The sequence below is a fragment of the Luteolibacter luteus genome (genome assembly GCF_012913485.1).
In the GTDB taxonomy this organism is placed as follows: Bacteria; Verrucomicrobiota; Verrucomicrobiia; order Verrucomicrobiales; family Akkermansiaceae; genus Haloferula; species Haloferula lutea.
Window position 1 is genome coordinate 2,544,249 of record NZ_CP051774.1, and the last position, 13,576, is coordinate 2,557,824.

At 60.6% G+C, this 13,576-nt stretch carries 10 protein-coding genes; 1 reads left to right on the forward strand and 9 read right to left on the reverse strand.

Annotated elements, in window-relative coordinates:
* Positions 1-7: 7 nt before the first annotated feature.
* The 8 genes from HHL09_RS10745 to HHL09_RS10780 form a co-directional block, all read right to left on the reverse strand.
* Positions 8-574 (reverse strand): dCTP deaminase domain-containing protein, encoded by a 567-nt coding sequence (locus HHL09_RS10745; protein WP_169454641.1) that lies wholly within the window; start codon positions 572-574, stop codon positions 8-10.
* 179 nt (positions 575-753) lie between these two features.
* Positions 754-4,026, reverse strand: a complete 3,273-nt coding sequence (locus HHL09_RS10750) for a ribonucleoside-diphosphate reductase subunit alpha (protein WP_169454642.1) — start codon at positions 4,024-4,026, stop codon at positions 754-756.
* Positions 4,027-4,127: 101 nt separating this feature from the next.
* A complete protein-coding gene (locus tag HHL09_RS10755; RefSeq protein ID WP_169454643.1) occupies positions 4,128-4,520 on the reverse strand; it encodes a four helix bundle protein in 393 nt (130 codons plus the stop codon).
* Positions 4,521-4,589: 69 nt separating this feature from the next.
* Positions 4,590-5,678, reverse strand: coding sequence for a ribonucleotide-diphosphate reductase subunit beta (locus HHL09_RS10760; protein ID WP_169454644.1), 1,089 nt, complete (start codon positions 5,676-5,678; stop codon positions 4,590-4,592).
* A 597-nt stretch (positions 5,679-6,275) separates the two neighbouring features.
* Positions 6,276-6,887 (reverse strand): response regulator, encoded by a 612-nt coding sequence (locus HHL09_RS10765; RefSeq protein ID WP_169454645.1) that lies wholly within the window; start codon positions 6,885-6,887, stop codon positions 6,276-6,278.
* Positions 6,871-8,685, reverse strand: coding sequence for an ATP-binding protein (locus HHL09_RS10770; protein WP_169454646.1), 1,815 nt, complete (start codon positions 8,683-8,685; stop codon positions 6,871-6,873). Before HHL09_RS10770 ends, HHL09_RS10765 begins: the two co-directional genes overlap by 17 nt.
* A gap of 15 nt (positions 8,686-8,700) precedes the next feature.
* A complete protein-coding gene (locus HHL09_RS10775; protein WP_169454647.1) occupies positions 8,701-10,077 on the reverse strand; it encodes a sigma-54-dependent transcriptional regulator in 1,377 nt (458 codons plus the stop codon).
* 429 nt (positions 10,078-10,506) lie between these two features.
* Positions 10,507-11,625 (reverse strand): acyl-CoA desaturase, encoded by a 1,119-nt coding sequence (locus HHL09_RS10780; protein ID WP_169454648.1) that lies wholly within the window; start codon positions 11,623-11,625, stop codon positions 10,507-10,509.
* 310 nt (positions 11,626-11,935) lie between these two features.
* Here HHL09_RS10780 and HHL09_RS26660 point away from each other — a divergent pair, with 310 nt between their 5' ends.
* Positions 11,936-12,382, forward strand: a complete 447-nt coding sequence (locus tag HHL09_RS26660; protein ID WP_169454649.1) for an RNA recognition motif domain-containing protein — start codon at positions 11,936-11,938, stop codon at positions 12,380-12,382.
* Positions 12,383-12,470: 88 nt separating this feature from the next.
* On the opposite strand, the gene HHL09_RS10790 is transcribed toward HHL09_RS26660, so the two are convergent.
* Positions 12,471-13,499 carry an NAD(P)/FAD-dependent oxidoreductase gene (locus HHL09_RS10790; RefSeq protein ID WP_169454650.1) on the reverse strand — a complete coding sequence of 343 codons (1,029 nt, stop codon included), beginning with the start codon at positions 13,497-13,499 and terminating at the stop codon, positions 12,471-12,473.
* Positions 13,500-13,576: the final 77 nt, after the last annotated feature.

Below are 13,576 nucleotides of genomic sequence, written 5' to 3' on the forward strand. Positions count from 1 at the left end.
TTACTGATTATGGAGCCGCCAGCTTCATCGTTACGTAAGTCACGGCCGCCGATCCCGCGACCGCAATAATAATCGTAACGATATTTGCCATATTTTCGCTTATGAAGCGCTCCAACTTCCCTCTTTTTTCATTAGATATATCGGGCCCTCCGCGAGGACTAACGGAATTTATTCGGTCTGTTAGCTCCTGAAATGAAATGCTGCAGAATGGCTTTCCTCTTTCAATTTCTAGCGTTTGTTTCCCTGCATTAAAAACTGCGATCTTAAGTTCACCGTTAAAATGAGGATCGATTTTGGTATTAGCAACTAACATTCCTCGAGCGGCAAGTGAACCCCGAGAGTATAAATTTCCAAAAACTCTACTAGGAATCGCTAGCCGTTCTTGGGTTGTTATAATTATGCATCTGCCTGGTTTGAGCTGGAATTTATCAGGCATTGTTAGATTTTCTGAGGACCCCGCCTCCATGTAGATTGTCCCCACGTGCAGGTCTGCGCAGACCTCTTCTCTGGCCTCAGTGACAAGGGGATCAATCTCGATGCCTCTGTCTTGAAATTCCCTACGAAGAATAATCATAGCCCTAGAATTTCTTCATTAATGCACTCCACAGATCCACCATGGTTTTCAGCGCCGCATGCCAACCATTTGGCGGCAGGCCAGACCGTCTTCTCGGGGGTCCTATTCATCAGAGTTTGCTAGTTTTCAGGAAGAGCAAAGGAGAGCGGTGGGCTTCCGACCACCGCTACTAATTCAAATTACTGACAAGCTTCGCAAGTCCCGCCGTTCATCATGGCCTCGATGGAGCAGGCCATTTGTTCTTCGGCGGTGTAGGTCTTGCCGGCGTTGGCGGCGGCCATGCCTCCGCGGACTTCCTTTTTGACGTCGATGGTGGCCTTTTCGATGTTCGAGGCCTGGAGGGTGCGGAGGTAGTAGGTGGTCTTCAGGCCCTTGTCCCAGGCGCGGCGGTACATGTGAGACAGGGTCTTCATGTCCGGGGTGGCGAGGAAGAGATTCACCGACTGGCTCTGGTCAATCCACTTCTGGCGGCGGGCGGCGGCATCGATGATGTACTCGTGGCCGATGCCGAAGACGGTGCGGTGCTTGTGCTTCAGGGACTCGGGGAGGCCCTCGATGTTATCGAGTTCGCCATCGAAGTACTTCAGCTGATCGAGCATTTCCTGATTCCAGAGGCCGGCTTTCTTGAGGTCCTTCACGAGCTCGGCATTCAGGACGATGAAATCGCCGCTGAGATTGCTCTTCACGTAGAGGTTCTTGTAGTTCGGCTCGATGCAGGGGGTGGTGCCGGTGATGTTCGAGATCGTGGCCGTCGGGGCGATGGCGAGGACGTTCGAATTCCGCATGCCATTCTTCGCGATCTTTTCCCGGACGACGGACCAATCCATCTTGCCGCCGCGTGGGACATCGATCTTGCGGCCGCGCTCGTCCTCGAGGAGATCGAGGGTGTCCTGCGGAAGGAGTCCGCGTGACCACTTCGAGCCCTGGTAGGAGGAGTAGGTGCCGCGCTCCCCGGCGAGGTCCGAGGATGCACTATAGGCGTAGTAGGCGATGGCCTCCATGAACTCGTCATTGAACTCCACGGCGGCATCCGAGGCGAAGGAGAGGCCGCGCTTGTAGAGCGCATTCTGCAGGCCCATGACGCCCATGCCGATCGGCCGGTGACGGCTATTGGCGGTGTAGGCGGCGCCGGTGGGGTAGAAGTTGATATCGATGACGTTGTCGAGGGCGCGGATGGCGACGGTGATGGTCTCCTTCAGCATCTCGTGATCGAGGGCGCCGTCCCGGGTGACGTGGGTGTCGAGGATGACGGAGCCGAGATTGCAGACGGCGGTCTCTTCATCCGAGGTATTCAGGGTGATCTCCGTGCAGAGATTGCTGGAGTGGATGACGCCGGCGTGATCCTGCGGGGAGCGAACATTGCAGGGATCCTTGAAGGTGATCCATGGGTGGCCGGTCTCGAAGAGCATCTTGAGCATGCCCTTCCAGAGCTCGATGGCTGGGAACTGGCGGGACCAGATCTTGCCCTCCGCGGCCATGGCTTCGTACTCGGTGTAGCGTTGTTCGAAGGCCTTGCCGTAGAGGTCGTGGAGGTCCGGGACTTCATTCGAGCGGAAGAGGGTCCAGACGCCGCGGTCTTCCATGCGCTTCATGAAGAGGTCCGGAATCCAGTTCGCGGTGTTCATGTCATGGCAGCGGCGGCGTTCGTCGCCCACGTTCTTCCGGAGCTCGAGGAAGTCCTCGATGTCATTGTGCCAGGTCTCGAGGTAGGCGCAGCCGGAGCCGCGGCGCTTGCCGCCCTGGTTGACAGCGACGAGCTGGTCATTGTGCAGCTTGAGGAAGGGGATGATGCCCTGGGACTCGCCATTGGTGCCCTGGATGTAGCCGCCGGTGCCGCGGACAGCGGTCCACGAGCCACCGAGGCCGCCGGCCCACTTCGAGAGGAAGGCATTTTCCGCAATGCCGCGGATCATGATGCTCTCGATGGAGTCATCCACCTTGTAGAGGTAGCAGGAGGAGAGCTGGCTGTGGAGGGTGCCGGAATTGAAGAGGGTGGGCGTGGAGGAGCAGAAGCGGCGGCCCTTATAGAGATTGTAGAGGCGGATGACCCAGCTCTCGCGCTCGGTTTCCTCACGCTTGAAGAGGCCCATGGCGACGCGCATCCAGAAGAACTGGGGCGTTTCGATGCGGCGTGGCTTCGAGCCGGTCTTGTCGACGATGAGGTAGCGGTCATACATCGTCTGGATGCCGAGGTAGTCGAAATCCAGGTCCGCGGTGGGATCGAAGGCCTCGGCGAGGCGATCGAGGTCGTAGACATCGAGGAGGTCCGGATGGAGGCGCTTGATGGCGACGCCGTGCTTCAGGTAGCTCTTGAAGGCGATCTTGTGGGCGGCCTTGAGCTTGTGGATGCCATCGCGGGAGATGCTCCAATCGAGGACTTCCTCGTAGATGTAGGAGAGGAGGATGCGGCCGGCGAACTTGGCGAAGTCGGCGTCTTTTTCGATCAGGGCCTTGGCATTGAGGATGATCGTGTTCTTGAGGTCTTTCTCGGAGATTTCCGAGCCGACGGAGCGGCGGAGTTCGCGCTCGATCTCGGCTTCCGGGAGGCAGAGGTCGAGGCCGGTGGAGGCGTAGGCGATGCGCTTTTTGAGCTCGGTGCCGTCCCAGAAGGAGGATTTGCCGTCTTCCGTGGAGACGGTGACCATGAACTCTTGGTTCGGGTCCTCGGCGCTTTCTTCCTGCTCGATGCGGAGGCGGGCGCGCTGGGCGCGGTAGAGGATGTAGTGCTCTGCGGCCTTGAACTTGCCCTGGCGCATGAGTTCCTCCTGGACCATGTCCTGAACGTCCTCGATGTGGACGAAGGATTGGTCACCGCGGCGGATGCGCTCGGTGACGGCCTTGGCGATCTCGACGGCGGGCTCGGGGTTTTCCTTGATGGTGAGGAAGGCCTTGCGGACGGCGATCTCGATCTTCGTCTCCGACCACGGGACGACGTTCCCGCTGCGCCGGATCAGGCGGACGGGCAGGGCGTGAGGGCCGGCGTGGAGATCGACGCTGCCGGTCTTCTCCATGGAGCGACGGAAGGCGAGGGACTTCGCGACATCGTATGCCTCGTTTTCAAGGAGTGCCTTTTCGATGAGCAAGTATAGGTCGGACTCGGAGAGGCGCAAACGGCCGCCTTCGTCGAGGGACTTGGTGAGGGAATTGGCGACGGCGTGGGCGACGTCGGAGACGAACTTGCGGTTGACGTCGGAGAAGATGGATTTCTCGTCGGCCTGGCGGGAGATGAGGAGGTCAGCGAGGGAATCGCCGATGGCGTCCGCGACGTCTTCCAGGGAGAAGTGGGTATCGTCATTGCCGCGGGTCACGATGATCTCGGTGATCGGCTTGCGCTTCTCAGAGGGAAGCACGTCGCGCCACAAAAAGGCGCGGTCCGATGCGGGAAGAGAGAAGCGGTCGGTGATGACCTGCTTCAGCATGAAGTCTTCGTCGGGGTTAACAGCGCGATACATGGTGTGTGTGAGTGGGTAGGGAAAAGACGGGGAGGTTTTTTACTTACGGACGTGTGTGAGCGGACGGGAAAGGGAAAGGCAGAGTGCCAAGTGATCGGTGATCAGTGATCAGTGGAAGAGCCGTCGAGGCGAAGCTTGAGGGCGTTGATGAGGCCTTGGATCATGCGGGAGAGCTCGCGGGTCTCCTGAATCATGTCGCGGGAGCCTTCCATCGGAGGCGCGCCGAGGCGTTTGCGGACTTTTTCAGCGATGTAGAGCTGGGTGCGGAGTTCTCCGCAGGAGCCTTTGCTGTAGCGGAGGAACTTGATGAAATCTGCGGTGCTATCACGTTCGCAGCCTTCGGCGATATTTGAAGGAATGGAAAGCGATGCGCGCTCCATCTGATTGCGGAGAGCAAAATCCTTGGATTCGGACAAAGCGACGTGGACCTCAACCGTCAGATTGCAGCCCCGGCGCCATATGTCCAAATCCTTGAATGTTTTGATCTCGCTCATGGTATTCTTCGCTTCTTCTGCATTTCACTGATCACTCGGCACCTGCCCTTTCGGCGCGAAGCGCGCCGATCAGAGCTCGTCGTCGTCGACGGAGGAGAGGGCGGAGGCCTTTTGGTACTCGGTGACGCGGCCTTCGAAGAAGTTGGTCTCCTTCTTGATGTCCATCATCTCGGCAAGCCATGGGAATGGGTTCGAGACGGACTCATTGAGCGGGGCGAGGCCGCAGGAGGTGAGGCGGCGGTCGGCAATGTAGTCGATGTATTGCTCGAAGTCGGCGGAGTTCAGGCCGAGGCCGGCGACGGGCAGGCAGTCGCGGATGAACTGCTTTTCGAGGGTGATGCCCTCTTTCATGGTGGCGCGGAGGTCTTCGCGGAAGTCCTCCGTCCAGATGTCCGGGTTCTCATCGACGAGGTCCATGAGGAGATTGCGGAAGACTTCGATGTGGTTCGACTCATCGCGCAGGGTGTAGCGGAACATCTGGCCGATGCCGGGGAACTTGTTCTGGCGGTAGAGGCTGAGGATCATGCCGAAGAGGCCGTAGAACTGGGTGCCCTCCATGACCTGGCCGAACATGAAAATGTTCTTGGCGAGGGCCTGCTTGTTGGCGGTCTGGGTGAGGTCGATATCGCGGCGGAGGGCGCGGGAATTCGAGACGACGAAGTGGTTCTTTGCCGTGATGGAGGGGACGTCCTCGAACATGGCCTCGCACTCGTGGGGATTCAGGCCGAGAGAGGAGAGCATGTAGACGAGGCTGTCCGCGTGGATGTTTTCCTCATGGGCGTGGCGGCCGAGGACGAGCTTCAGCTCGGGGGCGGTGACGACCTCGCGGACGACGTGGAGGACATTGTCCCCGACGATGCCTTCGGCGGCGGAAAAGTAGCCGATGCCCATCTTGATGATCCAACGCTCCACCTCGGAGATTTCATCGGAGCGCCACTGCTCGACATCCTTCTGCATGGTGATGTCTTCCGGCTCCCAGTGGTTGTTCTTCATCGTCTTGTACAGGTCGTACGCCCACTGGTACTTCAGCGGGAGGATGTTGAAGAACATCGTGTCGCGGCCATTGATGACTTTCTTGGCGGCGAAGGCCTGCTCGGCTTTCTCGCGATCCAGGACGAAGGTGCGATTTCCGAGGGTGACGGTGGTGGTGGCTGACATGGGGAGAGGCGACGGGCTGGGCAGTAGATTTTCGGGAAATTTTCGGGGTGGATCCCGCGCGGTCAGTGGCGGCTGGCGGCGCGGGCACAGCGGGCGAGATACTGGCCTGAAAGGGGTGGAGCCTTCAAGTCGATTTCGTTCATATGGTATCCACAAATTATTAACAATACTACCGGTGGTGTACTCCTTTTCTGCGGCGATCTTGACAATTTCGTCAGAATCCGTAAGCGCCTGAAAAATACGGCTTCTTTGAAAGGAAGCAAAAAACCCCGCGGCGATCCCTTGGGGCATGAAAGTTTTCCGGGCGGGGGGATCTTTTGGCGGGGGGAAAGAGGGCAGCGGGAAATTCTAAAATGTTAGATACGGAAATAGTTAGAAATGCCTGTTATGGATTCACTTCCAACGGGATACGCGGTATAAAATTTCCGAGCCAGCTCCGGGGCATTTTGGAGAAAGCCTAGAAGTAGGCGGGTTCCACGGGATACCGGAGATGCTCAACCGGGGGTCGGAAAGGCGCGAACTGACGCGACCACCTGACGGCGGGGTTGCGGCCGATGATTCCCGGGCTCGGGACGAGTCCCCTACCCCTGCGACGCTCTACTCGGGAACGCGATAGGCGAGAGCGGAGAGGCCATCCCGCTCAAGGCGGCTGAAGGCAGCAGCCTCGGCTTCGAGGCTGCCGGTGCGGATGGCGCGGAGGATGCCAAGCCAAGAGGTGACGCGCGGACCGGGATCCATTCTCTCCAAGTCTTGGATAGCGAGCTCATGCCGGCCCTCGCGGGCGTGGGCCATGGCTCTTGCGAAGGGATCTTCCTCCGGGGCCATGATATGGCGAACGACGCCGCGCAGCTCAGCAGGGCGGACGGGCTTGAGAAGGAAATCGACCACCTGGCCGGTGATGGCGCGGAGGGCTGCGGAGGGGGTGATCGCGGCGCTGCAGAGGACGACGGGGAGATAATTCCCGTGGCGGCGGAGGGTCTCGATCACCCGGAGGCCATCGATGTCCGGCATGCGGAGATCGAGAATGGCGACGTCATAATCGCCCGAATCCAGCTTGGTGAGGGCTTCCGAGCCATTGGCCGCGGTATCGGTATCGTGGTCGGAAAGCGCGTACGAAAAGCCGAGCCGCAAGGTGGGCTCATCGTCAACGACGAGCACCTTGTAGCGAGCAGAGGCTTGGGTGGCCCCGCTATCAGGCGATGGGAACATCAATGAAGAATTCTGTCTGATCGTGGGCTCTTTCCTTCAGCCCGATGCGCCCTTCGTGGGCTCTCATGATTTCGCGGCAAATGAAGAGGCCGAGGCCGACGCCATCCGAATCCTGACCGGGGGCGCGGAAGAAGCGCTCGAAGATGCGGTTTTGCATTTCCTCCGGGACGCCGGGGCCTTGGTCGATGACGGTGACGCGCATGTGCTCGGCGTCCGGCTGGCTGGCGCGGAGGGTGACCTTTCCACCGGTGGGGCTGTGCTTGATGGCGTTCGAGACGAGATTGTTCAGCACTTCATCAAGGCGCAGCGGATCGGCGCTGACTTCCGGCATCCCATCGGCGGCTTCGACATCGATTTCCACGGATTTTTCCGCGGCCCTCGGTTCGAAGATGCGCTCGGCGCGGAGCATGGCGTCGCGCAGGGCGACGGGCACGCGCTCGAGGTGGGTGCTGCCGCTCTCCGAGCGGGAGAGATCGAGGAGGGTATTCAGGGTGACGAGGAGCCGCTCGCAATCGTCATTGGCGGAGGACACCATGGTCTTCTGCACATCCGTCAGCCCGCCGGAGCGCTCCTCCAAGAGCAGGTGCAGGACCATGCGAATGCCCGTGAGGGGCGTCTTGATCTCGTGGCTGACGGTCGAGATGAGGTTCGTCTTCATGTCATCCAGCCAGCGGATGCGGGTGACATTGTGGAGAAGCACGGCCCGACCGGAGTAGACACCGTCCTCCGAGGTAAAGCTGAAGATGCGGGGAAGGTAGAAGAACTCACGCTCCTCGATACGAAAGAGCAGGGCCTCGCGGGGGTCTTCGGGCAGGTGATTTTCGCCGTGGTCGTTCGACTCGTTGAGGATGCGCTGGATTTTCGACGGCAGGCGACCGGCAACGCCGAGGCTCTCCGTGAGGCGCTCCGCGGCGGGATTGATCTGGAGGATGCGGCCGTCATCCCCGAGCACGAAGACGGGCGAGGGAATCGCCTCCAGAATGGCGCGGTTCACCAGATTGGTCTTCAGCAGGCGCTCATTGGTCTCGCCGCGGCGCACGCGCAGCTCGGCGGCCATGTCATTGAAGGCGGTGGCGACGGAGCGAAATTCGCTGTCCGCGCCCGGCTCCGGCAGGGTGAGCTCGAAGTTTCCTTTCCGGATCTCCTCGATCGAACGGCGCAGGCCTACGACCGGATCGACCATGTGGCGGACGAGCTGGAAGTAGATGAACATCGCGATGCCGGTGCCGAGCAAAACGAGGGTGAGGACGAAGAAGGTATTCTTCGACGACTCCGCGCCGGACTTCACGCTGCTGCCCATCATCTTCGCATCCGCGAGGGCGAAGATGCTATCCGAGAGATCGGTGATGCGCTGGGTCTGGGTGCTCATGTAGGACATGAGCTTCGACCGATCCTCCTGGGTCGAAAGGCTCTCGGCGAAGAAGCGCTCATAGCCTTGCAGGTAGGTTTCGACCGCTTGGTCCAGCCTTGCCTGCAGATCGTCCCAACCGCCATCACTGCTGGTTTGCAGGCGCAGGGCATTGACCCGGTCCTTGAGTTCTTCCTTGTCGGCATCAAACTTCGAGCGATCCGGCACCTGGGTGCCGGGGGGGCTGGCCAGGGCCGGGAGGTAGTGAACGTTCAGCCCGGTGGTGATGGTGCGGAAGCCACGGCTGAGCTTGATGGCAGGATAGCTTTCCTGAACGAGCGTATCGTAGCGTTTGCTCGCGTCCCGTACAAGCAAAAGGGCTGCAGCCCCCACTCCCCAGAGGAGGAGAATGAGGGTCAGCAGTCCGAAAAAGAGTCGGGTCCGTAGCATTTAGCCGGGGAGAGATCAGTCCATTCCGAAACGCTTGCGCTTGCGGTAGAGGGTTGCCTTGTCGATGCCGAGGATGGCGGCGGCGTCCTGCAGGGTTGGCGCCCAACGCAGGACCTCGCGGAGGTGGGTTTGCTCGATGTCGTCGATGCTGTATTCACCTCCGATGACGGGTCCGGTAGAGTTGCCCCCGGTCGTCGCTGCGGCGTCGGCGGCGACGGGAATCGGCAAGTCTTCGGCCTCGATCTTCGAACCGCGGGCAAGGATGGCCGCGCGCTCGATCGCATTGCGGAGCTCGCGGAGATTTCCCGGCCAAGAGTGGCGGACAAGGGCCTGGCGACCGGCTTCAGAGAAGCCCTCGATCTTCCGGCCCATTTGCTTGCTAAAGAAGGAGAGGTAGTCGTTCGCGAAACGGATCAGATCCCCGCGGCGCTCGCGCAGCGGCGGCACCGTGACGCTGATGACGTTCAGGCGGTAAAAGAGGTCCTCACGGAATGTGCGGGCGGCGACGCAGGCGGCAAGATCGCGGTTGGTCGCGGCGATGATGCGGACATTGCTCTCACGCACCTTGTTTTCGCCGAGGCGCTCGTATTCGCGCTCCTGGAGGAGGCGGAGGAGCTTCGGCTGGATCTCCATCGGCAGCTCCCCGATCTCATCGAGGAAAAGGGTGCCGCCATCGGCCGCATGAACTTTTCCCCAAGTGTCCTTCACCGCACCGGTGAAGGAGCCCTTCATGTGGCCAAAGAGCACGCTCTCCAGCAATTCCTTGGAAAGGCTCGGACAGCTCACGGTGACAAAAGGCTTGTCGCGGAGATGGCTGCGGTCGTGGACCTCGCGGGCAATCACGCTCTTACCGGTGCCGCTTTCCCCGAGGATGAGTACGGAGGCAGGCGAAGCGGCGGCGCGGAAGAGAGTCTCCAACTCCACGCGCGTGCGTTCGTCCTCGGAGTCGAACTGGAGCGGCGGGGCGTTGTGCTTCACCTCGCTTTTCAGCTCCTGAACGGTTTCCTGAAGGCGGACGACCTCCACTTGGGTCTGAAGAGCCTTTTGGGCCTTCGCGATGATGGCGCGAAGCTGGTCCGGGGTGAAGGGCTTCTCCAAGTAGTCGAAGGCCCCGAGCTGGGTGGCCTTCACGGCGGTGGCGACGGAGGCGTGAGCCGTGAAAATGGTGACGAGCTGGCGGGGAGTCTTTTTCAGGATCTCCTGCATCACCATGAGCCCGTCTTCGTCGCCCAAGCGCAGGTCCAGGAAAACCAACTGGAAGTCTTCTTCCTTGAGGCGCTGAAGCGCCGAGTCCCCATCCTCCGCCGTTTCGACGTAATGGCCCTCGGCTTCGAGGGCGACAGAGGTGGTGAGGCGGATCGATTGTTCGTCGTCTACGATGAGGATGTCCATGACGCTTGGCTTGCAGATCCTCCTAACAATCCCCATGCCGCGGGCTCATGCGAAATGCCAGCTTTTGAAAGTCAGGCGGTTCGGAAGGGTGCAGGAGGCAATGGTTGGGGTGGGCGGCGTGCATAATGCTACACGCCCATCAGGCGAATTGCAAAGTGCACGAGAAAGAAAAGGCAGGATCCCCCACACTGGTGGTTTTATTCTTAGCCGAGGACAGGCGGGAGAATGGAGGTGTAAACGATGTCCCCGAACGCGCCGCCAAGTCTCGGGGCCAACGACGGATCCAAAGAGGGCACGAAGGGACCGATCTGCAGGCCAGAGGGTCCGCTTTCCCGGCAAGAGCCGCCGATGGGATGGAGCTACAAGGAAAAAGGCCACCCGGTGGTCCGGGTGGCCTTTTTGAAGATCAGACGGTGACGGAGCCGCTGCTTAGGCAGGCACCGAGCGACCACGGCGGATCGCGGAAAGGTGATCGAGCATTTCCTTGGTCTCGCGGCTCCAGTTGCGGAGAGCCTTACGGGAGAGGTCCACGCGGTCGGCCATGGCCTTTTCCAGATCGTGGTAATTCGCGCTGAGGCGTTCGATCAGAGAGTTCATGGACTCCACGGCCTTGTCACGCCACGGATGATCGGAGGCATGGAGGCGGGCCAGCTCGACATCGGCACGGCGGCGGGCTTCCGCCATCTCTGCAAGGAGCACCTTGGTGTCCGGCACGCGGCGCAGGTCGCTGGCCATCCCGATCTTGGAAAGCACCCAGATGGCCCACTTGGTGGGGTCGAAGTTCCACGGCTTCACGCCATTGCGGTAGTCGTGTTGGAACTCGTGGTGATAATTGTGGTAGCCCTCGCCGAAGGTGAAGAGCGACATCACGAAGCTGTCACGGGCGCTGCAGCGGGTCGAATAGGGCTGGCGGCCGATGGTGTGGCAGAGCGAGTTGATGAAGAAGGTGCACTGCTGGACGCAGAAAACGCGCAGCACACCGGCGATCAGGAAGCCGCCGAGGGCACCATTCCAGCCACCTGCGAAGAAGTAGCCGAGGACGGCAGGCAGAATCAGGCCCACGACGAGGGCGATCATCTTGTCCCAGCGGTGCTGCCACATGACGAGCGGGTCCTTGCGGAGATCCTGCACGTTGTCCAGCGGCGGCTCAGGGCGCACCTTGAAAAGGATCCAGCCGATGTGGGCCCAGAAGAAGCCCTTCGAGATATCGTATGGATCGTCGTCGTGGTCGGTGTGCTTGTGGTGGCGGCGATGGTCGGAAACCCAGTTCAGCGCCGAGTTTTCAAAAGCACAGGCACCGAAGACCAAGGTGAAGAGCCGGACGGGCCACTTCGCCTTGAAAGAGAGGTGCGAGAACAAGCGATGGTAGCCGAGCGTGATGCTCATGCCGGTCGCGATGCAGTAGAAAGCGAACATGCCGGCGAGGAAGCCATTCATGCCGTGATTCCACAGGTAGATCGGAGCCGCGATCACGGCGAGCAGGGAGATGATCAGGAGGAAGACGGTATTGATCCAGTCCACCCGCTCGAAAGGGATGCTCAATTTCATGTAGAAGGATGCCCCAAAAGGGCGCGGAGGGATACTACCATTAGAGGCTTAGGTCAATGTCCCAGCAAGGTGGGTCCGGATTCTTTTCGCAAATTGGTGGCAAATTGCGTGGATTCACGGAGGATTGCTTCAAAAATTCAGAGCTTGCTCCTTAAGGATTCTTCTTCATGGTGCGATCGCGCTCGCCGCCCTGGCAAATCAAGGCATGGAGGGTCATCAAATGAGTGGATTGCATTCAGTGGTGATTTGAATCCCGGTTCGCGGGAACAGTCGAAGAAGAGACAGAGATAGTTCGGGCCACTGATTAGCAATGAGTAACAAGATGTATGTGGGGAATCTCCCCTTCTCCGCCAGCGAAGACGAGCTGCGCGAAGCCTTCGGTCAATTCGGCCCCGTGGCTGAGGTCAGCATGATGATGGACCGTGAAACCGGTCGCCCGCGTGGTTTCGCTTTCATCTCGATGGAGACCAAGGAAGGCATGGAAGCCGCGATCCGCGGTCTCGATGGCAAGGATTTCGGTGGTCGTAACCTGACCGTCAACGAAGCCCGCCCACGTGAAGACCGTCCGTCCTTCGGTGGCGGCGGCGGTGGTGGTGGTGGCCGCGGCGGCTACGGTGGTGATCGCCGTGGCGGTGGTGGTGGCGGCGGCTACGGTGGCGATCGCCGCGGAGGCGGTGGTGGCGGCGGCGGTGGTCGTGGTGGCTATAGCGATGACCGTCGCGGTGGCGGCGGTGGTGGTGGTGGCCGCCGCTGGTAATCCCGGCAGCGCTGCTCCTAAAAATCGCAGCATTTTTTCCAAAAGCGGATCCCCGGAAGGGGGGTCCGCTTTTTTGTGGGCGGCCTTCTTACCGATCCAGCGATTCCTCGACCGAAAGCTTGGCGAGGAAATAAGCCACGCGAGCCCCATCCGCAGCGGCGAGCAGGGCCTGCTGCATGCGACCGGCGCTGAGGTCACCAGCAGCGAAGATTCCGGGACGGCTGGTTTCGCCGGTTTCCTCGCGAAGGACTGCCCCGTCCTCCCGGAGGGTGAGACCGAGGGCGGAAACCAGCGGGGTCTGGCTTTGCTTCGGCTGGACAAAGAAGGCCGAGAGTAGAACCGCCGAACCGTCCTCCATCAGGGCGGCTTCCAGCGAGTGAAGATTCCCGGCAGGGCGTAGCTGGCGGATCTTCCGCGACTCCACCTTGATCCCCCTCCCCGCCAAGCCCGATAGCGCCTCCGGAGGGAGCGAAAGCCCGGAAGCGAAGATGGTGAGATTCGCCGTCCAGCCGAGGAAGAAAGGGACGTGCTCCAGCACGGCAGGATCCTCCACCAGCAAGCCCCATGGCTCGTCGCGATGCTCGTAGCCATCGCAGAAGGCGCAGTGGTGGACTCCCCTGCCCCAGTTTTCCCGGAGGCCCGGGATGGCGGGTAGCTCGTCGACCAGGCCGAGGGTCAGGAGGACGTAGCGGGTACGGATCCTACCACCGGAGGCGGTGGTAACCTCGAAGGCGCCGGGTTCACCGGTGATGGAAGCCACCAGATCCTCGCGGAAGGCGACGGAAGGGTAGCGGGCGAGCTGGCCGCGGGCGATTTTCCGAAAGTCAGAAGGAAGAACGCCATCCCGGGTGAGGAAAGTATGCACTGCCGGAGCTGCGGCATTTCGGGGTGTGCCGCCATCGATCAGCAGGACGCGGCGACGGGCGCGGGCCATGACCATGGCTGCGGACAAACCGGCTGGGCCGCCGCCAATGATGACGAGTTCGAAGATTTCGTCAGGATCCGCGTCCTCCAGCGAGGCGGCGTAGAGGGAGGAAACCGTGGCCATGCTGGCGAGTCCGTTCAACACATCGCGGCGGGAGACCAAAGGTGGGGAAACGGGGTCGGTGGTGCTCATGGGCCGGAGAGCCTGAGCCAGCGGAGGCGGATTTTGAATTTCCCTTGCGGGAACAATATTGATACCGGATCAGCATC

Excerpts from the sequence above, each read along its gene's own strand:
- HHL09_RS10765 (WP_169454645.1), bottom strand. The coding sequence starts at position 6,887 with ATGTTCCCATCGCCTGATAGCGGGGCCACCCAAGCCTCTGCTCGCTAC.
- HHL09_RS10750 (WP_169454642.1), bottom strand. The coding sequence starts at position 4,026 with ATGTATCGCGCTGTTAACCCCGACGAAGACTTCATGCTGAAGCAGGTC.
- HHL09_RS10745 (WP_169454641.1), bottom strand. The coding sequence starts at position 574 with ATGATTATTCTTCGTAGGGAATTTCAAGACAGAGGCATCGAGATTGAT.
- HHL09_RS10780 (WP_169454648.1), bottom strand. The coding sequence starts at position 11,625 with ATGAAATTGAGCATCCCTTTCGAGCGGGTGGACTGGATCAATACCGTC.
- HHL09_RS10770 (WP_169454646.1), bottom strand. The coding sequence starts at position 8,685 with ATGCTACGGACCCGACTCTTTTTCGGACTGCTGACCCTCATTCTCCTC.
- HHL09_RS10760 (WP_169454644.1), bottom strand. The coding sequence starts at position 5,678 with ATGTCAGCCACCACCACCGTCACCCTCGGAAATCGCACCTTCGTCCTG.
- HHL09_RS10775 (WP_169454647.1), bottom strand. The coding sequence starts at position 10,077 with ATGGACATCCTCATCGTAGACGACGAACAATCGATCCGCCTCACCACC.
- HHL09_RS26660 (WP_169454649.1), top strand. The coding sequence starts at position 11,936 with ATGAGTAACAAGATGTATGTGGGGAATCTCCCCTTCTCCGCCAGCGAA.
- HHL09_RS10790 (WP_169454650.1), bottom strand. The coding sequence starts at position 13,499 with ATGAGCACCACCGACCCCGTTTCCCCACCTTTGGTCTCCCGCCGCGAT.
- HHL09_RS10755 (WP_169454643.1), bottom strand. The coding sequence starts at position 4,520 with ATGAGCGAGATCAAAACATTCAAGGATTTGGACATATGGCGCCGGGGC.